Origin of the sequence: Kitasatospora sp. NPDC056076 (genome assembly GCF_042266305.1) — a bacterium.
Classification (GTDB): Bacteria; Actinomycetota; Actinomycetes; order Streptomycetales; family Streptomycetaceae; genus Kitasatospora.
Genome location: NZ_JBHJWG010000045.1, coordinates 36,610 through 60,792, shown reverse-complemented (window position 1 = coordinate 60,792; position 24,183 = coordinate 36,610). Strand labels below are relative to the sequence as shown.

The 24,183-nt window shown below is 73.2% G+C and carries 21 protein-coding genes; 10 read left to right on the top strand and 11 right to left on the bottom strand.

Annotation, left to right across the window (positions count from 1 at the left end):
- Positions 1 to 2 precede the first annotated feature (2 nt).
- The 9 genes from ACFC1T_RS30130 to ACFC1T_RS30090 all read right to left on the bottom strand — a co-directional run bounded on the left by ACFC1T_RS30130 (position 3) and on the right by ACFC1T_RS30090 (position 10,217).
- Positions 3 to 917: a DUF4436 family protein gene (locus ACFC1T_RS30130; protein WP_375893541.1), complete on the bottom strand. Its 915-nt coding sequence runs from the start codon at positions 915 to 917 to the stop codon at positions 3 to 5.
- Positions 914 to 2,155, bottom strand: coding sequence for an agmatine deiminase family protein (locus ACFC1T_RS30125; RefSeq protein ID WP_375893539.1), 1,242 nt, complete (start codon positions 2,153 to 2,155; stop codon positions 914 to 916). Before ACFC1T_RS30125 ends, ACFC1T_RS30130 begins: the two co-directional genes overlap by 4 nt.
- A 243-nt stretch (positions 2,156 to 2,398) precedes the next feature.
- The gene (locus ACFC1T_RS30120) at positions 2,399 to 3,196 is read right to left on the bottom strand and encodes an ABC transporter ATP-binding protein (RefSeq protein WP_375893537.1); all 798 of its coding nucleotides are present in this window, start codon (positions 3,194 to 3,196) and stop codon (positions 2,399 to 2,401) included.
- Positions 3,189 to 4,208: an ABC transporter ATP-binding protein gene (locus tag ACFC1T_RS30115; protein WP_375893535.1), complete on the bottom strand. Its 1,020-nt coding sequence runs from the start codon at positions 4,206 to 4,208 to the stop codon at positions 3,189 to 3,191. Before ACFC1T_RS30115 ends, ACFC1T_RS30120 begins: the two co-directional genes overlap by 8 nt.
- Positions 4,209 to 4,236: 28 nt before the next feature.
- Positions 4,237 to 5,109, bottom strand: a complete 873-nt coding sequence (locus tag ACFC1T_RS30110) for an ABC transporter permease (protein ID WP_375893533.1) — start codon at positions 5,107 to 5,109, stop codon at positions 4,237 to 4,239.
- Positions 5,106 to 6,065, bottom strand: coding sequence for an ABC transporter permease (locus ACFC1T_RS30105; RefSeq protein WP_375893531.1), 960 nt, complete (start codon positions 6,063 to 6,065; stop codon positions 5,106 to 5,108). The genes ACFC1T_RS30110 and ACFC1T_RS30105 overlap by 4 nt, the downstream gene beginning before the upstream one ends.
- On the bottom strand, positions 6,062 to 7,711 hold the full coding sequence (locus ACFC1T_RS30100; protein ID WP_375893529.1) for an ABC transporter substrate-binding protein: 1,650 nt from the start codon (positions 7,709 to 7,711) through the stop codon (positions 6,062 to 6,064). The genes ACFC1T_RS30105 and ACFC1T_RS30100 overlap by 4 nt, the downstream gene beginning before the upstream one ends.
- Before the next feature lie 148 nt (positions 7,712 to 7,859).
- A complete protein-coding gene (locus tag ACFC1T_RS30095; protein WP_375893527.1) occupies positions 7,860 to 8,864 on the bottom strand; it encodes an agmatine/peptidylarginine deiminase in 1,005 nt (334 codons plus the stop codon).
- Between the two features lie 150 nt (positions 8,865 to 9,014).
- Positions 9,015 to 10,217 (bottom strand): agmatine deiminase family protein, encoded by a 1,203-nt coding sequence (locus tag ACFC1T_RS30090; protein WP_375893526.1) that lies wholly within the window; start codon positions 10,215 to 10,217, stop codon positions 9,015 to 9,017.
- Between the two features lie 263 nt (positions 10,218 to 10,480).
- On the opposite strand from ACFC1T_RS30090, the gene ACFC1T_RS30085 reads away from it, so the two are divergent.
- A complete protein-coding gene (locus ACFC1T_RS30085) occupies positions 10,481 to 11,053 on the top strand; it encodes a TetR/AcrR family transcriptional regulator (RefSeq protein ID WP_375893524.1) in 573 nt (190 codons plus the stop codon).
- 46 nt (positions 11,054 to 11,099) lie between these two features.
- Here the strand turns inward: ACFC1T_RS30085 and ACFC1T_RS30080 are convergent, their stop codons facing one another.
- Positions 11,100 to 11,753 carry a GntR family transcriptional regulator gene (locus ACFC1T_RS30080; protein ID WP_375893522.1) on the bottom strand — a complete coding sequence of 218 codons (654 nt, stop codon included), beginning with the start codon at positions 11,751 to 11,753 and terminating at the stop codon, positions 11,100 to 11,102.
- 141 nt (positions 11,754 to 11,894) lie between these two features.
- On the opposite strand from ACFC1T_RS30080, the gene ACFC1T_RS30075 reads away from it, so the two are divergent.
- From ACFC1T_RS30075 to ACFC1T_RS30040, 8 genes are all read left to right on the top strand, one after another.
- Complete coding sequence (locus ACFC1T_RS30075; RefSeq protein ID WP_375893520.1) at positions 11,895 to 13,526, top strand: L-lactate permease; 1,632 nt, start codon at positions 11,895 to 11,897, stop codon at positions 13,524 to 13,526.
- Positions 13,527 to 13,601: 75 nt separating this feature from the next.
- A complete protein-coding gene (locus ACFC1T_RS30070; protein ID WP_375893518.1) occupies positions 13,602 to 14,720 on the top strand; it encodes a glycerate kinase in 1,119 nt (372 codons plus the stop codon).
- A 347-nt stretch (positions 14,721 to 15,067) separates the two neighbouring features.
- A complete protein-coding gene (locus tag ACFC1T_RS30065; RefSeq protein ID WP_375893516.1) occupies positions 15,068 to 16,450 on the top strand; it encodes an aspartate aminotransferase family protein in 1,383 nt (460 codons plus the stop codon).
- 289 nt (positions 16,451 to 16,739) lie between these two features.
- Complete coding sequence (locus ACFC1T_RS30060; RefSeq protein WP_375893514.1) at positions 16,740 to 17,957, top strand: agmatine deiminase family protein; 1,218 nt, start codon at positions 16,740 to 16,742, stop codon at positions 17,955 to 17,957.
- Between the two features lie 128 nt (positions 17,958 to 18,085).
- Entirely contained in the window at positions 18,086 to 18,664 is a 579-nt protein-coding gene (locus ACFC1T_RS30055; protein ID WP_375893512.1) for a TetR/AcrR family transcriptional regulator, read from the top strand.
- Positions 18,665 to 19,020: 356 nt separating this feature from the next.
- Complete coding sequence (locus ACFC1T_RS30050; protein ID WP_375893511.1) at positions 19,021 to 20,058, top strand: agmatine/peptidylarginine deiminase; 1,038 nt, start codon at positions 19,021 to 19,023, stop codon at positions 20,056 to 20,058.
- 65 nt (positions 20,059 to 20,123) lie between these two features.
- Entirely contained in the window at positions 20,124 to 21,317 is a 1,194-nt protein-coding gene (locus tag ACFC1T_RS30045) for an agmatine deiminase family protein (protein WP_375893509.1), read from the top strand.
- A gap of 158 nt (positions 21,318 to 21,475) precedes the next feature.
- On the top strand, positions 21,476 to 21,922 hold the full coding sequence (locus ACFC1T_RS30040) for a hypothetical protein (protein ID WP_375893507.1): 447 nt from the start codon (positions 21,476 to 21,478) through the stop codon (positions 21,920 to 21,922).
- A gap of 198 nt (positions 21,923 to 22,120) precedes the next feature.
- Here ACFC1T_RS30040 and ACFC1T_RS30035 read toward each other — a convergent pair whose 3' ends face one another.
- Positions 22,121 to 23,329: an agmatine/peptidylarginine deiminase gene (locus tag ACFC1T_RS30035; protein WP_375893505.1), complete on the bottom strand. Its 1,209-nt coding sequence runs from the start codon at positions 23,327 to 23,329 to the stop codon at positions 22,121 to 22,123.
- 164 nt (positions 23,330 to 23,493) lie between these two features.
- Between ACFC1T_RS30035 and ACFC1T_RS30030 the strand changes: the two genes are divergently transcribed.
- Positions 23,494 to 24,132, top strand: a complete 639-nt coding sequence (locus ACFC1T_RS30030; protein WP_375893503.1) for a TetR/AcrR family transcriptional regulator — start codon at positions 23,494 to 23,496, stop codon at positions 24,130 to 24,132.
- Positions 24,133 to 24,183 lie beyond the last annotated feature (51 nt).

Genomic DNA, 24,183 nt, shown 5'->3' with positions numbered 1-24,183 from the left:
CGTCAGGGTCCGGCGGGATCGGCCGCCGGGCCCGCCGCAGGCTCCGCGGCCGCTTCCTCCGCTCGGCGTTTGCGGTGCTCGACCCGGACCCCGGCGATGACGGTGAAGGCCAGGCTCGCGGCGATGATCCCCTCGGCCCAGAAGAAGGACACGTAGTCCATCAGCGAGCCGACCGGTGGCGAGCCCGGTGCCGCGTTGCGCATGCCGATGAGCGCGAAGAGGGTCGCCGCCATCCAGCCGAGCGAGGGCCAGACCAGCCCCTGGCCGCCGCGGTAGAGCACCTCCGCGCCGGCCAGCACGGCCAGGGCGAGCGCCCACATCGCGGCGATCATGAACCAGGCGAGGATGAAGGTGCTGCGCGCCCGGCTGACCCGGCCGTCCAGGACGGTCAACCCGGAGGCGTGCGGGGTGCTGGTGGGCCGCACCACGAAGAACGGGTCGGCGTCCACGAAGACCAGCCCGACCGGCACCGCGCCGGCGCTGTCCGTGGCCGAGAAGCCCAGTTCGAAGTGGTAGCGGTCGAAGGGGTAGTCGGACTCGGTGCCGTCGTACAGGTTGGCCTGGACGGACCGGGCGGTGACGCTCTCCCCCGCCGCGGCCCGCAGGTCGGTGCTGGCCGCGGAGTGGGCGGTGATGTCGACCTGCCGGGTGAACACCGTGGAGTCCGGACCGTCGGCGAGGCTGCCGTGCGGGACGGCCGCCACGTAGAGGCTGAGGTCGCCCGACCCGGGGTCGATCTCCTGGGCGGTGAGGTCGAGTTCGATCCAGTCCGCCGTCGTCGGCAGGGCCAGTTCCCGGGTCTGCTGCCGGGTGTCGCGCTCGTTGAGGTACAGCGCGATGCCGGCCGAGCAGAGCACGGCGAGCAGCAGCAGGGCGAGGGCGAAGCGGTTGCCGCGCAGCCGGCCGCGGCCCCTCACGACGACGCGGCGGGCGAGGCCGGGCCGGACGGCTCTCCGGCCGACGCGCCCGACGCGCCCGACGCGCCCGCTGCGGCGACCGGCTGCTGCTGGGTGGCGCAGTGGATGCCGCCGCCGCCCGCGGCGATGTGGTTGATGGAGACCTGGGTGACCTTGCGGCCGGGGTGGAGGTCGCCGATGATGCCGGCCGCCTTGTCGTCGGCGGCCTGGTCGCCGAACTTCGGGACGATCACGCCGCCGTTGCAGACGTAGTAGTTGATGTAGGTGGCGAGGAAGTTCTTGCCCGCGCCCTGGATCAGGTCGAAGTCGGGCTCGGGGAGGTCGACCACCTTGAGTGTGCGGCCCTTGGCGTCGGTCGCGGTCTGGAGCACCTGGATGGCCTGGTTGGAGGCGGTGGTCCAGACGTCCGGCGGGGTGTCGGCGGCGGGGCGGTGCAGGACGACGGTGCCGGGCTCGGCGAAGCGGGCGAGCGCGTCGACGTGGCAGTCGGTGATGTCCTGTCCGGCGACGCCCTTGAACCAGATCACCTTCCGGACGCCGAGCAGGTCCTTGAAGTCCGCCTCGATCTGGTCCCGGCTCTTGCCGGGGTTGCGGTTGTCGTTGACCCAGGAGCTCTCGCAGGCCATCAGGGTGCCCTCGCCGTCGACCTCGATGCCGCCGCCCTCGCCGGTGATCGGCGCCTGGATGCGGGTGATGCCGTAGTGGTCGAGGAGGTTGCGGGCGACCTGGCCGTCGTTGGCGTGGGTCTGCTTGCCGCCCCAGCCGTTGAAGTTGAAGTCGACGCCGGCCAGGCCCTGGGGGCCGGTGACGAAGGTCGGGCCGGTGTCCCGGGCCCACAGGTCGTCGACCATCAGCTCCAGCACCTCGACGGAGGAGCCGCAGGCCTGGCGGGCCTGGTCGGCCTGGTCGGGGCGGGCCAGCAGGACGACCGGTTCGAAGCCCGCGACGGCCTGGGCGAGCGAGGCGATGTCCTGCCGGACGCCGGGGAGTTGGTCGCCCCACACCTCCTCCAGGGCCGGCCAGGCCATGAAGGTGCGGGTGTGCGGGCCCGACTCGGCGGGCATCGCCCGGGCGGCGGCCTGGCTGCCCGACGGGGCCGGGGTGCCCGCGGCCGTGCCGCTCGGTCCGGGCTGCTCGTCCGCCGTGCTGTCGGAGGAGCAGCCGCCGGCCAGGGCCAGGGCGGCGAACGCGGCCCCGGACTGCAGGAGCGCACGGCGGGACGGCCGGGAGGGAGCCATGGGGCCTCGTTCCGGTAGGTGTCGGGTTCGGCTCCGCAGGCTACTGAAAGGGGCGTCAGGTTCCGGCGCGGCGCGGCTCCGCCGTTCGGGTGAGGCCGTCGGAACCGCCCCACCCTGGCCACGGCCGCGGAACGACGGGGGACGGCGCCGGGCCGGCCGAGCCGCGGCCGCCCGGCGCCGTCCGACCGCGCCGTCCCCCACCCGGGACCGGCAGGTCCCACCACCTGCCGGTCCCGGGTCGCGCTACAGCGCGCGGCGCGCGGCGGCGATCCCGTCGGGATCCCAGCCGGGCCGGGGGACGGACTCCAGCAGCAGCGCCGTGTAGGCGTGCTGCGGGTCGTCGAGGACCTGGGCGGTCGGTCCGGCCTCGACGATCCTTCCGTTCCGCATCACCACGACCTCGTCGGTGACGCAGCGGACCACGCCGAGGTCGTGGGTGATGAAGAGGTAGCCGATGCCGGTCTCCTCGCGGATGTCGGCGAGCAGGTTGAGCACCTGGGCCTGGACGGACACGTCCAGGGCGGCGACCGCCTCGTCCAGTACCAGGACGGCCGGTCGCACGGCCAGCGCCCGGGCGATGGCGACGCGTTGGCGCTGGCCGCCGGAGAGCTGGCGGGGCAGCGCTTCGGCGGCCCTGGTGCCGAGCCCGACCTGGTCGAGGAGTTCCTTGATCCGGGCCTGGTGGTCGGTCTCCGGGAAGTGCAGCCGCAGGGTCTCCCGGAGCACGGCCTCGACGCTGGTGCGCGGGTCCAGCGAGAGGTACGGGTCCTGGAAGACCATCTGCACCTCGCGGGCGCGGGCCAGCCGCTCGGCCCTGCCCCGGGCGCGGCCGGTCCGCGGCCGGCCGTGGACGGTGACCCGCCCCTCGTCGGCCTGTTCGAGGCCGACGATGATCCGCGCGGTGGTGGTCTTGCCGGAGCCGGACTCGCCGACGATGCCGAGCGAGGCGCCGGCGTCGAGGGTGAAGGAGACGTCGTCCACCGCCCGGACGCTGCCGAAGGTCCGGTGCAGTCCGGTGACCTGGAGTACGGGCTCAGGCATCGGCGCGGCTCCCTTCGAGCGGGCCGTCCCCGGCCGGGGCGTCCCCGAACGGGCCGTCCCCGAGCGGGTGGTGGCAGGCGACCAGGTGCTCCTCCGGAGTGGGAGCCTCCCCGGCCAGCTCGGGGGTCTGCTCCCGGCACACCTCGGTGGCGAAGGAGCACCGGGCGGCGAACGCGCAGCCGTTCAACTCCTGCCGCAGGTCGGGCGGTTGGCCGTCGATGGCGGCGAGCCGGCCGGCCGGGGCGTCCAGTCGGGGGGTGGAGGCGAGCAGGGCGGCCGTGTAGGGGTGGCGGGGCCGGGCGAAGAGTTCGGCGGCGGGGCCGGTCTCGGCGATCCGTCCGGCGTACATGACGTAGACCCGGTCGCTGATCGCGGCGGCGAGGCCGAGGTCGTGGGTGACGAACAGCAGCCCGGTGCCGAAGCGTTCGCGCAGCCGGCCGAGCAGGGCGACCACCTCGGCCTGGCTGGTGACGTCGAGCGCCGTGGTGGGCTCGTCGGCGAGCAGCAGGATCGGGTCGCCCATCAGGGCGGCGGCGATCATCACGCGCTGGAGCATGCCGCCGGACAGCTGCCCGGGGTAGCGGCTCAGCAGTTCCGGGCCGAGGCCGACGGCGTCGAGGAGTTCGACGGCCCGCCGGTCGGCGTCGGCGGCGCTCATGGCGCCGGTGAGGCGCACGCTCTCGGTGAGGAAGTCGCCGATCCGGCGCAGCGGGTTGATGGCGGCCCGGGGGTCCTGGAAGATCATCGCGGCCTGGCCGGTGCGCAGGGCGCGCAGCCGGGCGGGCGCCATGGTCAGGACGTCCTCGCCGTCGACCAGGACGGTGCCCTCCGGTGCGGCGCCGGACGGCAGCAGGCCGAGGGCGGTGCGGGAGGTGAGGGTCTTGCCGGAGCCGGACTCGCCGACCAGGGCGACGGTCTCGCCGGGGGCGACGGTGAGGTCGACCCCGTCGAGGACGGGCCGGGCGGTGCCGGGCAGTTGGAGCCGGAGGCCCTGGATGTCGAGGGCGTTCACGCGGTCCTTCCAGTGGTGCGGTGGTCGTTCATGCGGACCTCCGGGCGACCCGGTCGGCCCAGCGCTCGCCGACCACGTTGAAGGCGACGACGGTGAGCACGATCAGGGCGCAGGGCAGGATCGCGGAGAGCGGGTAGCCGTGCTGGATCGCGGTCTGGCCGTCGAAGACCATCCGGCCCCAGTCGGGGGTGAGGGCGGGGACGCCGAGGCCGAGGAAGGACAGGCCGGCGAGGTCCATCAGGGCGTAGCCGAAGTTGACGGCGGACTGGGCGAGGACGACCGGCGCGATGTTGGGCAGGACGTGCCGCAGGCAGATCTGCAGGGCGGAGTGGCCCTGGACCTGGTAGGCGGAGACGTACGGCCGGGTCCGTTCGGCCAGTACCAGGGAGCGGGTGAGCCGGGAGACGTAGGGCAGGTAGGCGATCGCCAGGGCGACGACGGGGGCGAGCAGGCCCTCGCCGTAGACCGAGACGATCAGGATGGCGAGCAGCATGCCGGGGAAGGCGAAGACCAGTTCGGTGCTGCGGGAGAGGACGGAGTCGAGCCAGCCGCCGCGCCAGCCGGCCGCGAGGCCGACGGCGATGCCGGCGACGGTGGAGAAGACGACCACGCCGAGCGGGCCGAGCAGCGAGGTGCGGGCGCCGATCAGCAGCCGGGAGAGGGTGTCGCGCCCGGCCGTGTCGACGCCGAGCAGGTGGTCGGGCGAGGGCCCGGCCAGGGCGTTGCCCAGGTCGACGGCGTTCGGGTCGTACGGCGACAGCAGGGGGGCGAGCAGGGCGGCGAGCACCACCAGTACGGCGAAGCCGAGGCAGGCCAGGTAGAGCGGGGCGCGGGCGGCCTTGATCCGGCCGAGGCCGGGCCGGCGCGTGAGGCCCGACCGTTCGATGAGACCGGCACTCATGCGTCGGACCTCCTGGAGCCGAGGGTGACCCGGGGGTCGACCAGTGGGTGGAGCAGGTCGACGACCAGGTTCACCGTCATGAACAGGGCGACGATGATCAGCGAGATGGCCTGGACGGTCGGGAAGTCCTTGGTGGTGGTGGACAGTTCGAGGAGCTGGCCGATACCGCCGATGCTGAACGCGGACTCCACCAGGATGGTGCAGACCAGCAGGGTGGAGACGATCAGGCCGCCGGTGGTCAGCACGGTGCCCAGCGAGTTGCGGAACACGTGGCGGCGGATCACCTCGCGCTCGGGGACGCCGCGGCTGCGGGCCACGGTGACGTGCTCGCCCTCCAGGGCCTCCAGCATGGCGGCGCGGGTGACCCGGGCGAGCATGCCGATGAGGTAGAGCGCGAGGGCGAGCGCCGGCAGGGTGAGGTGCCAGAGCATGTCGCCGAGGCCGTCGCCGACGCCGCCGACCGGGAACCAGCCGAGCTTGACCGCGAAGAGGCCCTGGAGCAGCACGGCGGCGACGAAGGACGGCGTGCCGAGGGCGATCGTGGTGGTGACCAGGATGGTGGAGTCGGTGGTGCCGCCGCGCACCGCCCCGAGCCGGCCGAGGGCCAGGCCGATGACGACCACGATCACCAGGGCCATGCCGACCAGCAGCAGGGTGGCGGGGAGCCGGTCGGCGAGCAGCTTGGACACGTCGGTGCGGTAGGTGATGGAGCGGCCGAAGTCGCCCTGGAGCACCTGGCCGAGCCAGCGGAAGTACCGCACCAGGAAGGGGTCGTCGAGGTGGTACTGCTCGTTGATCGCCTGGAGGGCGGCCGGCGAGGCCGACCGTCCCGACAGGAGGAAGCTCGCGGGGCTGCCCGGCGCCAGGTACATGGCCCCGAAGACCACGAACGAGGCACCGAGCAGGGTCACCGCCATCTCGACCAGCCGCCGGGCGGCGAATCGGAGGAAGCTCACCGTGCGGCCCCCACATCGGCGGCCCACGGGTAGTACATGTACGAGATGGTGGTCGGGGCGCCGGTGATCCGCTTGTTGAGGAAGACGGCGGTGGGCCACTCGGCGACCGGGATCCACAGCAGCTGCTGGGAGGCGGCCTGCTGGAGCTTGGCCTCGATCGCGCCGCGCTTGGCCGGGTCGTACTCGGCGGTGGCCTGGTCGATCAGGTCGTCGTAGGCCTTGTCGCTGTAGCCGGCGAAGTTCTGGTAGGCGCCGGTGCGGAAGTTGACGAGCAGGTCGAGCGGGTCGGTGATGGAGTCGTAGTACGTCTCCGGGAACATGTCGATGCCCTCGCGCGCCTTGGCGTCGGTGAACAGCGCGGTGAAGGCGTTCGGGGCGATCGTCTTGAGCTGGATGTCGAGGCCGATCTTCGTCCCGGCGGCCTGGACGGCGGTGGCGAGCAGGGAGACGTCCTGGCCGATGGTGCTGGTGGCCATGACGAGCGTCTTGCCGCTCGCGCCGGCCTCCTTGACCAGGGCCTTGGCCTTGTCGATGTCCTGGGTGGTGGGGGTGAGGCCGTCGAAGGCGCTCTTGCGGACGTCGTCGGGGGCGGAGGCCCAGGCGGCCCTGGTGGTGAGGGAGCCGGTGACGGTGCCGGAGCCGGCCAGGCCGGTCTTGACGAAGCCGGAGCGGTCCAGGGCCAGCGACAGCGCCTGGCGCACCCGGACGTCGCCGAGCGCGCCCTGCATGTTGGTGACGTTGACGTTGACGGTGCTCAGGCCCTCGCCGAAGTAGAGGGTGCCCGGGCCGCTCTTCTTGAGGCGGTCGTAGCTCTCGGTGGGGATGAGGTAGCCGCCGTCGACGTCGCCGGTCAGCATCGCGTTGGTGCGGGCCGAGGAGTCGGTGAGGAAGCTGAACACGACCTTCTTCGACTTGGCCTTGGTGCCCCAGTAGTCGTCGAAGCGCTGGAGTTCGAGCGACTGGCCCTTGGCCCAGGTGCCGAGCTTGAAGGGGCCGGTGCAGTCGAGGCTGCCGGTGGTGCCGTAGTCCTTGCCCGCGGCCTCGATGCCGGCCTTGGCGGCGACGACGCCGGCGGCGGTGGCCATGTACTGCGGGAACTGGGAGTCGGCCTGCTTGAGCTTGACGGTGACCTGGAGCGGGCCGGTCTTGGTGATGGAGTCGACGTTCTGGAAGGTCTGGGCCCAGGCCGCCGCGTTGTTGGGGTCGGTCTGCCGGCCGAGGCTGTACACGACGTCGTCGGCGGTCATCACCGTGCCGTCGTGGAAGTGCACCCCCGAGCGCAGGTCGTAGACCCAGGTGGTCGGGTCCGGGTTGGTGGCCTTCTCGGCCAGGCCGGGAGCCAGGGTGAGCTGGGGGGTCCAGCGCATCAGGCTCTCGCACACGTTGGAGAGGATCGTGTTCTGCGGGTAGTCGAAGGCCTGGATGTAGTCGAGGGTCGGCGGCTCGGCGTAGGTGGCCCAGGTGAAGGAGTCGATCTCGCCCTTGGCGGGCGGGGTGGAGGCGGAGAGCTGGAAGCCGGCCTGGCCGGAGTCCCCGCCGCGCGGGGGGCCGGAGCAGGCGGCGACCATGGTCGCGGCCGAGAGCAGGGCGGTGGCGAGGGCGAGCCGGCCGCGCTTGGTGGCGCGTCTCGCGGGTGCGAGCGTCATGAGGGTGGTCTTCCGATCGGTGCGGAACGGGAGGTGCGGAGCGGTACGGGGTGCGGGCCGTACCGGTCCGCGGGGGACGCGCCGGTGGGGCGGTCGCGTCCGTGGGCCGGACGGGGGCCGGATGGGGGCCGGCCCGGGCGGCCGGGGGTCAGGCCCGGGCGGCCGGGATCTGCTGGGTGATGCAGTGGACGCCGCCGCCGCCGTAGGCGATCACCCGGGCGCGCACGCCGACCACCTTGCGGTCGGGGTAGGCCGCGGCGAGGACGGCGAGCGCGCCCGCGTCCTCGGGGTGGTCGGCGACCGGGACGACGACGCCGCCGTTGGCCAGGTAGAAGTTGAGGTAGCCGACCTCGACCCGGTTGCCGTCGACCTCGACGAAGGCGGCCTGCGGGACGTCGACGATCTCGAAGGGCCGGCCCTGGGCGTCGGTGGAGTGCTCCAGCACGGTGCGGTTGGCGCGCATCCGCACGTAGTCCGGGTGCTCGGGGTCGGCGGGCAGCTGCACGACGACCTTGCCGGGGGCGACGAAGGCGCAGACGCCGTCGACGTGGCCGTCGGTCTCGGTGTCCAGCGCGCCGCCGTAGGGCAGCCAGATCACCTTGGTGACGCCGAGGCGGGCCTTGAGCTCGTCCTCGATCTCCTCCCGGCTCAGGTCCGGGTTGCGGTTGGGGTGGAGCAGGCACTGCTCGGTGGTGATCAGGGTGCCCTCGCCGTCGACGGTGATGGCGCCGCCTTCGAGGATCATCTCGGAGCGGACGGCGGGGACGCCCAGGTGGTCCAGCAGCAGGGCGCTGATCCGGTCGTCGGTGTCCCAGGGGTGGTGCTTGCGGCCCCAGGCGTTGAAGCGGAAGTCGACGCCGGCCCGCCGGCCCTCGCCGTCCAGCACGAAGATCGGCGCGCTGTCGCGGAACCAGGAGTCGTCCAGCGGGAGTTCGACGACGGTGGTGCCCTCGCCGCAGAGCTCGCGCGCCTCGTCGCCGTGGCCGGGCGGCGCCACCATGGTGACCGGCTCGAACTCGGCGATGGCGCGGGCGACCGTCGCGTACTCGCGCTTCACCTCGTCCAGGGTGTCGCCCCAGAGGTCCGGCCGTACGGGCCAGGCCATCAGGCAGCCCTCGTGCTCGGTCCACTCGGCGGGCATTCGGAACGTCACGGGTTTCCTCTTCCGTTCGGAACTGGTGCGGTGCTGTGGTGCGGGCTCGGCGTCGGGGCCCGGCGGGATCCGCCGGGCAGGCCGCGGGGCCGAGGCCTCGGCGGCCCGCCGCCGTGGGGTACCGGGCGGGCCGCCGAGGGGTTGGAGGGCCTAGACCGCCGGTACGGCGGGCTGGGACTGGGTGGCGCAGTGGATGCCGCCACCGCCGGAGGCGATGTTGTCGATGTTGATCTGGACGACGTCGCGGCCGGGGAACTCGGCCTGGAGGATGGTGTAGGCCAGGCCGTCGGCGTAGCCGTCGCCGAACTGGGGCACGAACACCGACCCGTTGGCGACGTAGAAGTTGGTGTAGCTGGACAGGAAGTCCTTGCCGCGGCCGCGGATCAGGGTGCGGTCCGGGCCGGGCAGTTCCACCACGGTCAGGGCGCGGCCCTGGGCGTCGGTCGCGCTCTGCAGGACCTGCTTGGCCTGCTGGTAGACGTCGATCCAGACCTGGTCGGTGCCGGGGCCGGGCTTGTCGAGGACGACCCGGCCCGCGGAGGTGAAGCGGGCCAGGCAGTCGATGTGGTCGTCGGTGATGTCCTGGCCGGCCAGACCGGCCAGCCAGATCACCTTGTCCAGGCCGAGACTGGTCTTCAAGGCCTGTTCGACCTGGTCCTGGGTCATGCCCGGGTTGCGGTTCGGGTTGACCAGCGAGCTGACGGTGGCCAGCAGGGTGCCCTGGCCGTCCGTCTCCAGGGCGCCGCCCTCGCCGGTGAAGGAGGCGCTGACGCGGCTGACGCCGTACTCGGCGAGCAGGCTCGCCGCGACCGCGGCGTCCTCGGCGAAGGGCTGGTAGTAGGGGGTACCGGTCTTGCCCCAGCCGTTGAAGTGGGTGTCGACCCCGGCGACGGTGCCGGGCGCGACCGTGAAGGTCGGGCCGAAGTCGCGGATCCACAGGTCGTCGTTGGGGATCTCGACGACGGTGATGCCGTAGGTGCTGCCGGGGCCGCACCAGTACCGGGCGCTCGCGGCCTGGGCGGGGCGCGCGACCAGGACGACCGGCTCGTAGCGGGAGATCTCGTAGGCGACCCGGGCGATGTCGTCGCGGACCGCGGAGAGCTTGTTGCCCCAGATCGAGGAGAGGGCGGGCCAGGCCATGAAGGTGCGGTCGTGCCGGTCGCTCTCGGCCGGCATCCGCAGCCGCGGGGTGGCGGTGGCCGATCCCGTGGCCGATTCCGTCGCCGTGGCCGTGGCCGCCTGGGCGTCGTCGGCCCGGGCGGCGGCCGGGAAGGCCGCGGTGAGGGCGGCCAGCGGCACGGCGGCCGCGCCGAAGCGGAGCAGGCTTCTTCTTGAGGGGGTGGGGGTGTTCAAGAAACGCTCCCTGCATGAGGTGGGAGGTGTGGGGGTTGCCCCGCATCCTTCACCGCACTGAAAATTCAGTCAAGCCCCTGGGGGACAGTTACCTTTCGGTCACCTTCGGAACACCCCGGCCAACCCCGGACCACCGGTCTACACCAGGGCAGTGCGGCGCGCTGACCAGGGAGCCGGTCTCGGGGAGCCCTCGGAAGGGAGTCCTGAAATTTTCGTCAGGATTGTGTAACGAGCCGGCCCGAATCCCGGTAGAGTGACCGCTCATGTCGGACCGTCGGACAGCGATACTCGAAGCCGCCACCCGCGTCATCGCCCGACGCGGCATCCGCGGACTGCGCATGGGCGAGCTCGCGGCCGAGGCCGGGGTGTCCACCGCGCTGATCTACTACCACTTCACCGACCGGGCCGGCACCCTGCGCCGGACGCTGGAGTTCATCAGCGACCGCGCCGACCACTACACCGCCGACCAGGAGCCCGCCGCCCGGGCCGAGGACCCGCGAACCGACCTGGAACGGGTCCTGCTGCGCGAACTCCAGGACACCGCCGAGGTCCGCGAGAACAGCACCGCCTGGGGCGAGCTGCGGGCCACCGCCGTCTTCGAACCCGACCTGCGCGAGGAACTCGCCCGCTCCACCCACACCTGGGTGCACGACGTGGCCGAACTGCTCGCCCGCGCCAACCCCACCGGCACCGCCCCTGCCCACGCGGCCGCCGCCGAACGGCTCACCGCCTTGACCGAGGGCCTCAGCGTGCGCTGGCTCAGCGGCTCGCTGAGCCTCGACCACGCCCGCCGACTGCTCCGCGGCGCCGTCGACACGGAGCTGGCCCGGCGCTGAACCCCCGCGGGCGGCCGGGCCGACCGCGGCTTTTCAAGGTCGGGGACTAGCCCATCCGCTCGCGCAGCCGCGCGCTCGCCCGGTCCAGGTGGACGGCGAGCGCGCGGTCCGCCTGTTCGGTGTCACCGTCGGCGATCGCCGCGAGGATCGCGTCGTGCTCGTCGGCGATCTCGGCGATGCTGAGCAGCTTGTACGTCTGGACCTGGGCCATGCACAGCCGCATCTCGGCCATGATCGAGGCGTGGCTGCGGCTCAGCCGCGGGCTGTCGAGGGCGTCCACCAGCGAGCGGTGGAAGCGGACGTCCGGCTCCACCGAGGCGACCGCCGAGTCCTCCGCCTCCGCCAGTCGGCGGATCTGCGCCTGCGCCTCCACGGCGGCCGGCGGGACGAGCCTGCGCTGCGCCAACTCCCGCATGACCTGGCGCTCGACGCAGGTCCGGACGTAGTAGAGGTCGGCGACGTCGTCCGCGTCGAACACCGGGACCCGGGCGCTCCGGTGCGCGTCGCGCCGCAGCAGCCCCTCCCCGGTGAGCCGCTCGATGGCGGCCTTGGCCGTCGGCCGCGCCACCTCGTACCGGCCCGCGATGTCCGTCTCCACCAGCACCGTGCCACCCGGGAGCCGCCCGTCGAGCAGTTGCTCGCGGAGTTCCACGACCAGCGCGTCGATGAGGGACGTCGCCTGTGGGCGGGTGGCCATCATTCCTCCAGGGTGTCGATCGGCTCCGCTAAGTTACCATACGTGAACTCTTGACTGCCGTGCACACTTGTCTTACAACTTTGGGAACCCCACTCCCCCACCCCACGCTCCACGCGACAAGGTCGTCGCGTTCCAGGAGGTTCCATGTACCGCCAGGTCCTCGATCCACTGGCCGGCTCACTGCTGTGGTCCGCACTCTGCGCGGCGCTGCCGCTGCTCACCCTGTTCGTGCTGCTCGGCGTCTTCCGGGTGAAGGCGCACCTCGCCGCGGTGGCCTCGCTGGTGCTCGCGATCGTCCTGGCGGTGTTCGTCTGGGGCATGCCGGCCGGCCAGGCCCTCTCCGGCGCGGCCGAGGGCGGCTTCTACGGGCTGTTCCCGATCCTCTGGATCCTGGTGAACGCCCTGTGGATCTACAAGATGACCGAGGTCACCGGCTGGTTCGCCGTCCTGCGGCGCTCCTTCGGCAGCGTCTCGGCCGACCAGCGCGTCCAGGCCATCCTGATCGCCTTCTGCTTCGGTGCGCTGATCGAGGCGCTCGCCGGGTTCGGCACCCCGGTGGCCATCACCGTGGTGATGCTGATCGCGGTCGGCATCGCCCCGGTCAAGGCGGCGACCGTCGCGCTGGTGGCCAACACCGCTCCGGTCGCCTTCGGCAGCCTCGGCGTCCCGCTGACCACCCTGGCGGGCGTCACCGGCCTGCCGCTGCACGACCTGGGCGCGATGGCCGGGCGCCAGACCCCGCTGATCGCCGCGTTCATCCCGCTCATCCTGGTCCTGCTGCTCGACGGACGGCGCGGCGTCCGGGAGACCTGGCCGGTCGCCGCGGTGGCCGGACTCGTCTTCGGGCTCGCCCAGTTCCTCTGCGCCAACTTCGGCAGCGTGGAGATCACCGACATCGTCGCGGGCATCGCCACCCTGGTCGCGGTGGTCGGCTTCCTGCGGGTCTGGCAGCCGAGGACCGTCCGGCAGGCGCCGGCCGCCGCGCCCGCGGGGTCCGGCGAGCCCACGACCGAGCCCGCCGGCGAGCCCGCTCCGCAGGGCGGCGCCCTGATGGCCTTCGCCCCGTACCTGATCATCTGCGCGCTGTTCGCCCTCACCCAGGTCGGCCCGGTCAAGGACTGGCTGACCGCCGAGGGGACGCTCCACTTCACCTGGCCCGGCCTGCACGTCGAGACCCCCACCGGACAGCCCGCCTCGGCCGTGACCTTCAAGCTGGAGCACCTCAAGGGCGGCGGCACGGTGCTGTTCCTGGCCGGCCTGCTCACCATGGCGCTCTACCGGATCGGCCCGCGCACCGCGGCCAGGGCGTACGGGGCGACCCTGCACCGGCTGCGCTGGACGGTCGTCACCGTCACCGCCGTGCTCGCCCTCGCCTGGGTCATGAACCTCTCCGGCCAGACCGTCAGCCTGGGCACCGCACTCGCCCAGACCGGCACCGCCTTCGCCCTGTTCTCCCCAATCGTGGGCTGGCTCGGCGTCGCCGTCACCGGCTCCGACACCTCGGCCAACTCGCTGTTCGGCGTCCTCCAGGTGACCGCCGCGCACCAGACCGGGCTGAACCCGACGCTGCTCGCCGCCGCCAACTCCAGCGGCGGCGTGCTCGGGAAGATGCTCTCCCCGCAGAACCTGGCCGTCGCCGCGGCCGCGATCGGCCTGCCCGGCAGCGAGAGCACCATCTTCCGCCGGGTGCTCGGCTGGAGCCTCGGCCTGCTCGCCGCCTTCGCCCTGCTCGTCTACCTCCAGTCGACGCCGGTGCTGGGCTGGATGACCGTCTGACCGGTCGCCGCCCCACCGCGGCGGGACGGCCGGCCCCGTCCCGCCCCGTCGCCACCCCCAACGGAAGGACCCACCATGCGCGTTGTCTGCGCCCCCGACAAGCTGCGCGGCTCGCTGGACGCGACCCAGGCCGCCGCCGCCCTCGCCGCCGGGATCCGCGCGGCCGGCGGCACACCCGTGGAACACCCGCTCGCCGACGGCGGCGAGGGCTCGCGGCTCACCGTCCAGGCGGCCCTCGGCGGCACGGTCACCACCGTGGACAGCGTGGACGCGCTCGGGCGCCCGCTCCCGGTGCCGGTCGGGCACCTCGACGACGGGACGGCCCTGATCGAGGCGGCCGAGGCGATCGGCTGGGACGCCCTGGCCGGCACCGAGCCGGACGTGCTGCGCGCCTCCAGCGCGGGCCTGGCCGCGCCGGTCCTGGCGGCCGTCGCCCGGGGCGCCCGCCGGATCGTGGTCTTCCTCGGCGGCACCGCCACCATGGACGGCGGCACCGGACTGCTCGCCTCCCTCGGCGCCGAGGTCCTGGACGCGGACGGCGACCGACTGCGCGGCAGCGGGGCGGACCTCGCCCGGGTGCACCGCATCGACCTCGCCCCCGCCCGTCAACGACTGGCCGGCGTCGAGCTGTTGGTCGCGGCCGACGTCACCAGCCCACTGTTCGGTCCGGACGGCGCCGCCCGGGTCTTCGGCCCCCAGAAGGGCGCGCGGCCGGACACCGTCGGGCTGCTGGACGAGGGCCTGCGGGCGCTGTCGCCGCTGCTCGCCGGGGCCGGACCCGCCGACGGCGCGGGCGCGGCCGGCGGCCTCGGCGCGGCCCTGCTGGCCCTGGGCGCCGACCTGGTGCCCGGGGCGGGCCTGATCCGGCAGTTGACCCGCTTCGAGGAGCGGCTCGCCGGCGCGGACCTCTGCCTCACCGCGGAGGGCAAGGTGGACGCCGGGACCAGCGCGGGCAAGACCGTCCGCGGCGTCGTGGACGCCTGCACGGCGGCGGCGGTGCCCTGCGTCGTGCTCGGCGGCACGCTCAGCCCCGGCGCCGAGCTGCTGTACGACCACGGCGCCACCGCCGTGCTGCCGATCGGCCCGGGCCCGCGCGACCTCGACACCGCGCTGCGCCACGCCGCCGACGACCTCACCAGGACGGCCTACGCCGTGGGCCGGCTCGCCGCCGTCGGGGCCGCCGCGCGCCGCTGATCCGGCCCCGGCCCCGCACCGGAGCGCCCCCGACCCGCCACCGGCCGGTCGGGGGCGCTTCGGCGTCCGGGCGCCGACCGCACTGCCGAGATGCCCATAGGATCCGGCCGACGGCAACGAAATCCGAAGGGCTTCCGGCGCCAACTCAACGGAATCACTTGACGACTGACGCCACCTCGGGCAAGATCCACGTCGAGTCGAGCGGCGCACGGCGGCGTGCCGCTCGCCCGTCGCGGCCCCTGCCGCACCTCCTGCCACGGCGAATCCGCGCGAGGAACTTCCGCGCCCGGCCGTGCGCCCCCCGTTTCCCGACGTCACGGGAACGGCCCTACAGCTGAGGACACCGAATGACAGCGGACCCTTCTTCGAAGACCGCGTACGACCATCTGTGGATGCACTTCACGCGGATGTCGTCGTACGCGAACGCGCCCGTACCGACCATCGTCCGCGGTGAGGGCACCTACATCTACGACAGCAACGGCAAGCGCTACCTGGACGGCCTGGCCGGCCTGTTCACCGTCCAAGCCGGCCACGGCCGCGCCGAGTTGGCCGAGGTCGCCGCCAAGCAGGCCAAGGAACTCGCCTTCTTCCCGGTCTGGAGCTACGCCCACCCCAAGGCCATCGAACTCGCCGAACGCCTGGCCCACCACGCCCCCGGCGACCTCAACAAGGTCTTCTTCTCCACCGGCGGCGGCGAGGCCGTCGAGACCGCCTGGAAACTCGCCAAGCAGTACTTCAAGCTCACCGGCAAGCCCGCCAAGCACAAGGTCATCTCCCGCGCCATCGCCTACCACGGCACCCCCCAGGGCGCCCTGTCCATCACCGGCCTGCCCGGCTACAAGACCCCCTTCGAACCCCTGGTCCCCGGCACCCACAAGGCCCCCAACACCAACATCTACCGCGCCCCCGCCTTCCTCGAAGGCCCGGACGGCACCGTCGACCCCGAGGCCTTCGGCCGCTGGGCCGCCGACCAGATCGAAACCGCCATCCTCCAGGAAGGCGCCGACACCGTCGCCGCCGTCTTCGTCGAACCCGTCCAGAACGCCGGCGGCTGCTTCACCCCGCCCCCCGGCTACTTCCAACGCCTGCGCGACATCTGCGACCGCCACGACGTCCTCCTCGTCTCCGACGAGGTCATCTGCGCCTTCGGCCGCCTCGGCACCATGTTCGGCGCCGACAAGTTCGGCTACATCCCCGACATGATCACCTGCGCCAAGGGCATGTCCTCCGGCTACGCCCCCATCGGCGCCACCATCATCTCCGACCGCATCGCCGAACCCTTCTACACCGGCGACGCCGTCTTCCCCCACGGCTACACCTTCGGCGGCCACCCCGTCTCCGCCGCCGTCGCCCTCGCCAACCTCGACATCTTCGAACGCGAAGGCCTCAACCAGCACGTCCTCGCCAACGAGAACAACTTCCTCAAGACCCTCGACAAGCTCCGCGACCTGCCCATCGTCGGCGACGTCCGCGGCAACGGCTACTTCTACGGCGTCGAACTCGTCACCGACAAGGCGAACAAGACCACCTTCACCGACGAGCAGTGCGAACGCGTCCTCTACGGCTACCTCTCCAAGGCCCTCTTCGACAACGGCCTCTACTGCCGCGCCGACGACCGCGGCGACCCGGTCGTCCAGTTCGCCCCGCCCCTGACCGCCGACCAGAACACCTTCGACGAGATCGAACAGATCATGCGCCACTGCCTCACCGAGGCCCACAACCGCATCTGACCGATCGACACCCATGAACACCGACGGCTCCCGGACGGCACGGGCCAGGGGCGGTCGGTAGGGGCCCGTCCGCGAGGGAACGGACCGGGCTCCGCCCGCCCCCTGGTGGTGGGTACGAGATCTCCACGATTTCGGACACCTACCACCAGGGGGTACATCTTGACTGACTTTTCAGTCCGGGAGAGGCTGAGGGCATCCCGCACCCGCCCGTCCCGGGCCCGCGCCGACGGCACCTCCCGCTCGGCCGCTTCCGACTGCCCGGGGCGCTCCGACCTTGCGAGAGGCCCAGATGGACCACCCCGCGATCTCCCGCCGCCGACTCCTGCGCTACGGCGCCGCGGCCGCACCCCTGGCGGCCTTCGGCCCGCTCCTGGCCGGCACCGCCTGGGCCGCCGAAACCTCCGACACCGCCGCCGTCCCCGACGCCTCCGGCGCTGCCGCCGCCCCCGGCGCCGCGCCGACGCTGCGGATGCCCGCCGAGACCGACCCGCACGCCCGGACCTTCCTGGCCTGGCCCGAACCGACCTCCGCCTGGGGCGCCCAACTCCCCGCCGTCCAGGCGGACATCGCGAACCTCGCCAAGGAGGTCTCCCGCTTCGAGCCGGTCGTGATGGTGATCAACCCGGAGTCGGTGGCCGCTGCCACCCCGCTCTGCAACACCGCCTCGATCCCCTTCTCCCACGGCATCACCTTCCTCCCGGTCTCCAACGACGACCTGTGGATCCGGGACTTCGGCCCGACCTTCCTGGTCGGCCCGGGCGCCGTCGCCGGCCTGGACACCAACTTCAACGGCTGGGGCAAGACCGGCACCAAGTACGAGCAGGCCTTCGCCAACGACGCCAAGGCAGCCGCCGCGCTGCTCGCCCACTACCGGATCGACCGCGTCCAGGCGCCCTTCACCGGCGAGGGCGGCTCACTGGAGACCGACGGACAGGGCACCCTGCTCGCCACCGTCAGCTCACTGGTCAACCCCAACCGCAACCCGGGGCTGAGCCAGGGCGACGTCGAGCAGCGGCTCAAGTCCTCGCTCGGTGTGGAGAAGGTGATCTGGGTGGCCGGCCTGGCGGGCCAGGACATCACGGACAGCCACATCGACTGCGTGGCCCGGTTCAGCGCGCCCGGCCGGGTCATCCTCGACAAGCCCGGGCCGGGCTCCGCCCCGCTGTGGGTCAACGTCTACCAGCAGGCCAAGCAGGTGCTGCAGAGCGCCACCGACGCCAAGGGCCGTCCGCTGACGATCGTCGAGCTGCCCGGCCCCGACCACCAGAAGATCGACGGGACCGGCTCGTCCTTCCTGGCCAGCTACACCAACCACTACACCGCCAACGGCGCCGTGCTGATGCCCCAGTTCGGGGACGCCGCGGCCGACGACGCGGCCCGCGCGGTCCTGGCGGCGGAGTACCCCGGCCGCACCGTCGTCCCGGTGCGGATCAACGCCATCGCGGCGGGCGGCGGCGGCATCCACTGCGCGACCCAGTCCCAGCCCGTCGTGCCGTCGGCGGCCTGAACCGCGCCCCGGGCACCGGCACCCACCCGGGTTCGGCCGCCCGGCTGACCGATCGGGCAGCCGGGCGGCCGCCCCGGTCGCGCGCGCGCGGCCCCGCCCGACCCTACGCCCGGGTAGGGTGGCGACCCATGGCCAGTCGTAGAACGTCGATCCTGCAAGCAGCCGCACGCGTCATCGCCCGGCGCGGCGTGCGCGGGCTGCGGGTGGAGGAGCTCGCCGCCGAGGCGGGCGTGTCCACCGCGCTCATCTACTACCACTTCAAGGACCGCACCGGCATCCTGCGGAGCACCCTGGAGTTCATCAGCGACCGGGCCGAGGGCTACACCACCGACCGCCCCGCGGACGCCCCGCCGCCGACCGCGCGGGAGGAGCTGGAGCAGACCCTGCTGCTGGAGCTCCAGGACAGCACCGAGGTCCGGGAGAACAGCACCGCCTGGGGCGAGCTGCGGGCCAGCGCCGTCTTCGACGAGACCCTGCGCGAGGACCTCGCGCGCGCCACCCGCCTCTGGGTCCAGGAGACCGCCGGGCTGCTCGGCGTGATCCGGCCGACGGCCTCCGCACTGGCGCTGGCCGGCGCCGCCGAGCGGCTCACCGCGCTGCTGGAGGGCCTCAGCACCCGCTGGCTCAGCGGCAGCCTGCCGGTCGCCCACGCCCGCGCCCTGATGACCGAGGCGATCGACACCGAGATCGCCCGGCTCGACGCCTGAACCGCCCGGTCCCGGGAACCGCCCGGTCCCGGGAACCGTCCGATCCGCCCCGAGCGTCAGAGCCGTCGGAGCCACCCGGGCCGGGCTCCGAAACGGCCCGCCACCGGTGCGCTCCGTGACCACCTCTGCGGCAGGAGTCACGGCTTTTGCCCGAACTTGACTGACTTTTCAGTCAGTGCAACGCTGCTGATGACAGCAGGCGCTGCCCGCCCCTTCCGTCCGGTCCGTCCCGCTGTGCGTCGACGCGCCACGACACGGAGAGTGGAGACGGCGGCGGGCCCACGCTCCCCGGGGCGGACCCGGCCCACGGGCCCCCGGACGGCACCTGCGCACCCCCGCACGATCAGGAGACCACCGTGAGCTACTACCACGACGACCACTCCGGCGAGTCGGGCCCCTGGGTGCCTGCCGACGACGTCCCGCACGCGCGGACCTGGATGTCCTGGCCCTCCCGCCGGGGCGTGTGGGGGCTGCGCCTGGGCGGCGTCCAGGAGGACATCGCCCTGATCGCCCGCACCATCGCCCAGTTCGAGCCGGTGGTCATGTGCGCCCCGGACGACTACACCGCGGACAAGGCCCGCTCCTGGTGCGGCCCCTCCGTCGAGGTGATCACCGCGATCCCCACCGACGACCTGTGGATGCGCGACATCGCCCCGGTGTTCCGCCGGGACGGCCACGGCGGGCTGGAGGCCGTGGTCCTCAACTTCAACGGCTGGGGCAACAAGCAGGTCCACTACGACGACGCCCGGGCCGCCGAGCGGATCGCCGCCCACCGCGGCCTGCGCCACTCCTACGCGGACTTCGTCGGCGAGGGCGGTGCGGTCGAGACCGACGGCGACGGCACCGTGATGGCCACCGAGAGCAGCCTGGTCAACAAGAACCGCAACCGCGGCATGAGCCGGGACGAGATCGAGGACGCCGTCCTGGAGGCCTACGGCGCGGACAAGATGATCTGGCTGCCCGGCATCAAGGGCGAGGACATCACCGACGACCACGTCGACGTCACCTCCCGGTTCATCCGCCCTGGCGTGGTGATGGTCCAGCTGCCGCCGGCCGACCGCAACGACTCCTGGGCGCGCGACGCCCGCGAGCAGTTCGCCATCCTCTCCGCCGCGACCGACGCCCGCGGCCGCCGGCTCCAGGTCATCCCCGTGCACGGCCCGGACACCGTCCGCTCCCGCAGCTCCAAGTTCGTCGACTCCTACCTCAACTTCGTCCTCGTCAACGGCGGGGTCATCACCGCCCAGTTCGGCGACGCCTACAAGGACGCCGCCGCCCGGGACGCGCTCGCCGCGGCCTTCCCCGGCCGCCACGTCGTCCAGCTCGACGTCGACCGGCTGATGACCGGGGGCGGCGGCATCCACTGCTCGACCATGCACGAGCCGCTGCCGTAGCCGGAGCGCGAGCCGCCCCCGTTCTCCTTCCCGGACCACCCTCGAACCCTGCCCGGAGAGCCCGTATGACCAACGCCCGCACGCCCGACGCCCGTACGCCCGACGCCCTGTCCCGCCGCGGCATGATCCGTTCCATCGCCGGCATCGGCGCCGGAGTCGGCGTCCTCACCCTCGGCCTGACCGCCTGCGACCCGAACGACCTCGGCGACCTCGACGGCGCCGTGCCGCCGTCCCAGCAGCCCGGCACCCCCGGCGCCCGCCGCTTCGGCGCCGAGTGGGAGAAGCACCAGCGCACCGTGATGTCCTGGCCCGCCTCCGAGACCGTCTGGGGCGAGCAGCTGCCGGACGTCCGCAAGGACATCGCCGGCCTCGCCCAGGCCATCGCCGCCCGCGAACCCGTCGTCCTGATGGCCCGCCCGGAGCAGAAGGAGGCCGCCCAGAAGGCCTGCGGCGCCGCCGTCGAGGTCGTGCCGGTGGCCGTCGACGACCTGTGGGCCCGCGACACCCTCCCGGTGTTCGTCGAGGAGGGCGGCAAGGTCAAGGGCGTCGACTTCAACTTCAACGGCTGGGGCAACAAGCAGCAGCACGCCAACGACTCCAAGATCGCCCGGACGGTGCTGACCAAGTTCGGCGTCGAGCGCGTCGAGACCCCGCTGGTCGCCGAGGGCGGCTCCTTCGAGACCGACGGCCAGGGCACCCTCATGGTCACCGAGAGCTCCGTCGTCAACGAGAACCGCAACCCGGGGATGAGCCGGGACCAGGTCGAGGCCGAGCTCAAGAAGGCGCTCGGCGTGACCAAGGTGATCTGGCTGGCCGGCGTCAAGGGCAAGGACATCACCGACGCCCACGTCGACTGCCTGGCCCGCTTCGTCGCCCCCGGCGTCGTCCTGCTCGACCAGTCCTTCCCCGGCGGCCCGGCGGACGTCTGGTCCCGCGCGGCCGAGCAGGCCCGCGGCGTGCTCAGGAACGCCACCGACGCGACCGGCAAGAAGCTCCAGGTGATCGAGCTCCAGCAGCCGGACCCGGACAAGATCACCGGGCGCGGCGACGCCTTCGTCTCCTCGTACATGAACTTCTACGTCGGCTCCAAGGGCGTCTATCTGCCCAAGTTCGGCGACACCCGGGCCGACGAGCGCGCCCAGCAGGTCCTCAAGCAGTACTTCCCGGGCCGGGAGATCGTCCCCGTGAAGATCGACGCGATCGCGGCCGGCGGCGGCGGCATCCACTGCGCCACCCACGACATCCCGGCCGTCGGCTGACCGGGTACGGGCTGCCGCGCGGCGCCGCGCCCGGCGCGCGGGAAGGCCGCTTCGCCCGGCTCACGGCCGTCCTGCGGGGCCGGCCGGGCCGGCCGGCGGTCGGGGGCGAGGCGGCCGCGGGCGAGGCCGCCGGTGAACTCCCGTACGGCTGGGCGACGGTGACCACCGCCGTGGCCCGGGCCGTGGCCGGCGTACCGCCGCAGGCGCTGACCGTGCGGTCGGCGCAGCGGCTGCCGGCCGTGCCCGCCGTCCAGGAGCACCTGGACGCGGTGCTGGTCGCGATGGTGGAGTCCGCCCTGCGGCGCAGCCCGCCGGGGGCACGGGTACTGGTCCGCACCGAGCTGACCGCCGGCCGGCCCGGAACGCCCGACCGGATCCGGGTCCAGGTGGCCGACCGCGGGCCGGACCTGGCCGGCGAGGCGCGCCACCGGCTGCCCGCGGTCCCCTCCGGATCCCCCGGCACGCACCGCACGACGGCCGAACTGGCCTGTGCCGCCGCCCGGTTGAGCGCGGCGGGCGGCGGCGCCCTGTCCGCCGGGGCCAATCCGGGCGGCGGGCTGCTGCTGACCCTCGCCCTCACCACCGCGGCCCGCCCGGGCTGGTGAGGCCCGGGGCCGCCGCTTCCGCCGGGCGCTGGAGTGCCCCCGCCCGGATCGACCGGGCGGGGGCACTCCGTCGTTGCCTCGACCGCTGTCCCGGCCGGGGTGGCGGACCGGGCCTCGACGGCTCTACCGGGGTGGTGGGTTCGGACGGGGTGACGGGTTCAGCCGGGGTGGTGGGTCGGCCTTACCCGGGTGGTGGGTTCAGACGGCGGGCTGCTGCTGGGTGACGCAGTGGATGCCGCCGCCGCCCGCGCCGAGGTAGTCGATGTTGAGCTGCTCGACGGTCCGGCCGGGGAAGAGCCGCGCGAGCGCGGCCTTGGCCGCGGCGTCGGCCGAGGTGTCGCCGAACTGGGCGGAGATCACCGCGTTGTTGCAGAGGTAGTAGTTGGCGTAGGAGCCGACGAAGTTGGGGTCGGTCGAGCGGATCAGGTTGTAGTCGGGTCCCTGGATCTTGCTGACCGCGATCCTGACCCCCTGCGCGCTCGTCGCGCCCGAGAGGATCTGGTACTGCTGGCGCTCGTCGTTGGACCAGACGTCGGTGTCCCCGGACAGCGGCATCTGGACGGCGGCCGCACCGGCGCCGAGGAACCGCGAGGTCGCGTCGACGTGGTCGTCGGTGATGTCCTGGCCCTGGATGCCGGGGAACCAGATCATCTTCGAGGCGCCGTAGGCGGCGTACAGCGCGGACTCGATCTGGGTCTGGGACAGGCCGGGGTTGCGGTTGGAGTTGACGATGCTGCTGTTGGTCGCCATCAGGGTGCCGGCGCCGTCGGTCTCGACGGCACCGCCCTCGGCGACGAGTCCGGCGGCCGTGAACGGGATCCCGAGGTAGGCGGCGACGCGCTGGGCCACCAGGGCGTCGTTGGCGTGCGTCTGCTTGTTGCCCCAGCCGTTGAAGTTGAGGCCCACCGTGTCCAGGCCGCCCGCGCCGTTGGTGCGGAAGACCGGGCCGGTGTCGCGCATCCAGCAGTCGTCGACGGGGATGGTGCCGATGACGGTGACCCGCGAGCCGCACATCGACTGCGCCTTGGCGACGCTGGCGGGGTTGGCGCACACGGTGACCGGCTCGTACTTGGCGATGGTCTTGGCGATCAGGGCGATGTTGGCCTGGACGCCGCTGAGCTTGTTGCGCCAGATGCCGGTGCTGTCCGGCCACGCCATCCAGGTCCGGGTGTGCGGGACGGTGTCGACCGGGACGGCGTAGCCGGTGGTGGCGGGCGCCCTGCCTCCGGATGCCGTCCCGCCGGGTGCCGTCCGGTCGGGTGCCGTGCCGCGGGCGGCGGCCTGCGGCGCGTTCAGCCCGGTCAGCGCGGCGCCGGCGGCGGTCAGCCCGGCGGCTGCCAGGAACCCGCGCCGGCCGAGGCGCCCGAGGGGCGCCGGGTCGGGTCTGTGGTGATCGCGATCGTCCACTTCTACCTCCGTGTCAGTTCCGGCCGACGGCCGTGGAGTTGCCCAGAAGGTAGAACTGGCCAAGCGCTCGGTCAATATCTCGCGCAAGGATCGGGTGGGGATCCCTCCGAATCGTTTTCCGGCCCGCCCCTCCCGCGGCCGCCCCGCTCGTTACAGTGGCGGCCATGGCGACACGGGCGACAGGAACAGCGCGGGAGGCGTCCTCCGCGCCGGGCGGCACCGGCCGGGTACGGGCCTCCAGCAAGGGCGAGCAGACCCGGGCCCGGCTGATAGCGGCGGCCCGGACGCTGCTCGCGGGCGGCGACGCCGGGCGGTTCACCACCCGCAACGTGGCCGCGCTGTCCGGGGTTTCGCACGGGATGTGCCACTACCACTTCGCCGACCGCACCGAACTGATCGTCGCGGTGGTCGCCGACATCCGGCCCGAGTGGATCACCCCGCTGGAGGAGGCGGTGGACGGCCCGGGCGGCTACGCCGAGCGGGCGGACCGGGTACTCGCCCTGCTCACCCGGCCGGAGAGCCCCGACCTGGCCCGGCTGCACGCGGCGCTGCACTGGCTGGCGCTCAACGACGAGCGGGTCCGGGCCAGTCTGGAGGCGGAGTACGCACGCTGGCGGTCCTGCTTCGTGCGCCTGTTCCGGACGCTGGCGGACGAGCGCGGCGACGGCTCCGACCCCCGCCCGCTGGGCGAGGCCTTCGCCGCCGCCGTGGACGGGCTGGCCGCGATCGGCTCGCTGGACGGGACGGTGGACGCGGGGCGGGTGCTGCGCAGGCTGATGGCCGCGCTGTCCGCGAGCGGGTGACCGGCCGAACCGCTGACCCGCTGACCCGCTGACCTGCTGACCCGCCCGGGC

Bases quoted from the DNA above. Each gene is read 5' to 3' on its own strand.
- ACFC1T_RS30110 (WP_375893533.1), bottom strand. From the start codon at position 5,109: ATGAGTGCCGGTCTCATCGAACGGTCGGGCCTCACGCGCCGGCCCGGC.
- ACFC1T_RS30030 (WP_375893503.1), top strand. From the start codon at position 23,494: ATGGCGACACGGGCGACAGGAACAGCGCGGGAGGCGTCCTCCGCGCCG.
- ACFC1T_RS30120 (WP_375893537.1), bottom strand. From the start codon at position 3,196: ATGCCTGAGCCCGTACTCCAGGTCACCGGACTGCACCGGACCTTCGGC.
- ACFC1T_RS30085 (WP_375893524.1), top strand. From the start codon at position 10,481: ATGTCGGACCGTCGGACAGCGATACTCGAAGCCGCCACCCGCGTCATC.
- ACFC1T_RS30070 (WP_375893518.1), top strand. From the start codon at position 13,602: ATGCGCGTTGTCTGCGCCCCCGACAAGCTGCGCGGCTCGCTGGACGCG.
- ACFC1T_RS30065 (WP_375893516.1), top strand. From the start codon at position 15,068: ATGACAGCGGACCCTTCTTCGAAGACCGCGTACGACCATCTGTGGATG.
- ACFC1T_RS30055 (WP_375893512.1), top strand. From the start codon at position 18,086: ATGGCCAGTCGTAGAACGTCGATCCTGCAAGCAGCCGCACGCGTCATC.
- ACFC1T_RS30100 (WP_375893529.1), bottom strand. From the start codon at position 7,711: ATGACGCTCGCACCCGCGAGACGCGCCACCAAGCGCGGCCGGCTCGCC.
- ACFC1T_RS30125 (WP_375893539.1), bottom strand. From the start codon at position 2,155: ATGGCTCCCTCCCGGCCGTCCCGCCGTGCGCTCCTGCAGTCCGGGGCC.
- ACFC1T_RS30075 (WP_375893520.1), top strand. From the start codon at position 11,895: ATGTACCGCCAGGTCCTCGATCCACTGGCCGGCTCACTGCTGTGGTCC.
- ACFC1T_RS30045 (WP_375893509.1), top strand. From the start codon at position 20,124: ATGACCAACGCCCGCACGCCCGACGCCCGTACGCCCGACGCCCTGTCC.
- ACFC1T_RS30060 (WP_375893514.1), top strand. From the start codon at position 16,740: ATGGACCACCCCGCGATCTCCCGCCGCCGACTCCTGCGCTACGGCGCC.
- ACFC1T_RS30080 (WP_375893522.1), bottom strand. From the start codon at position 11,753: ATGATGGCCACCCGCCCACAGGCGACGTCCCTCATCGACGCGCTGGTC.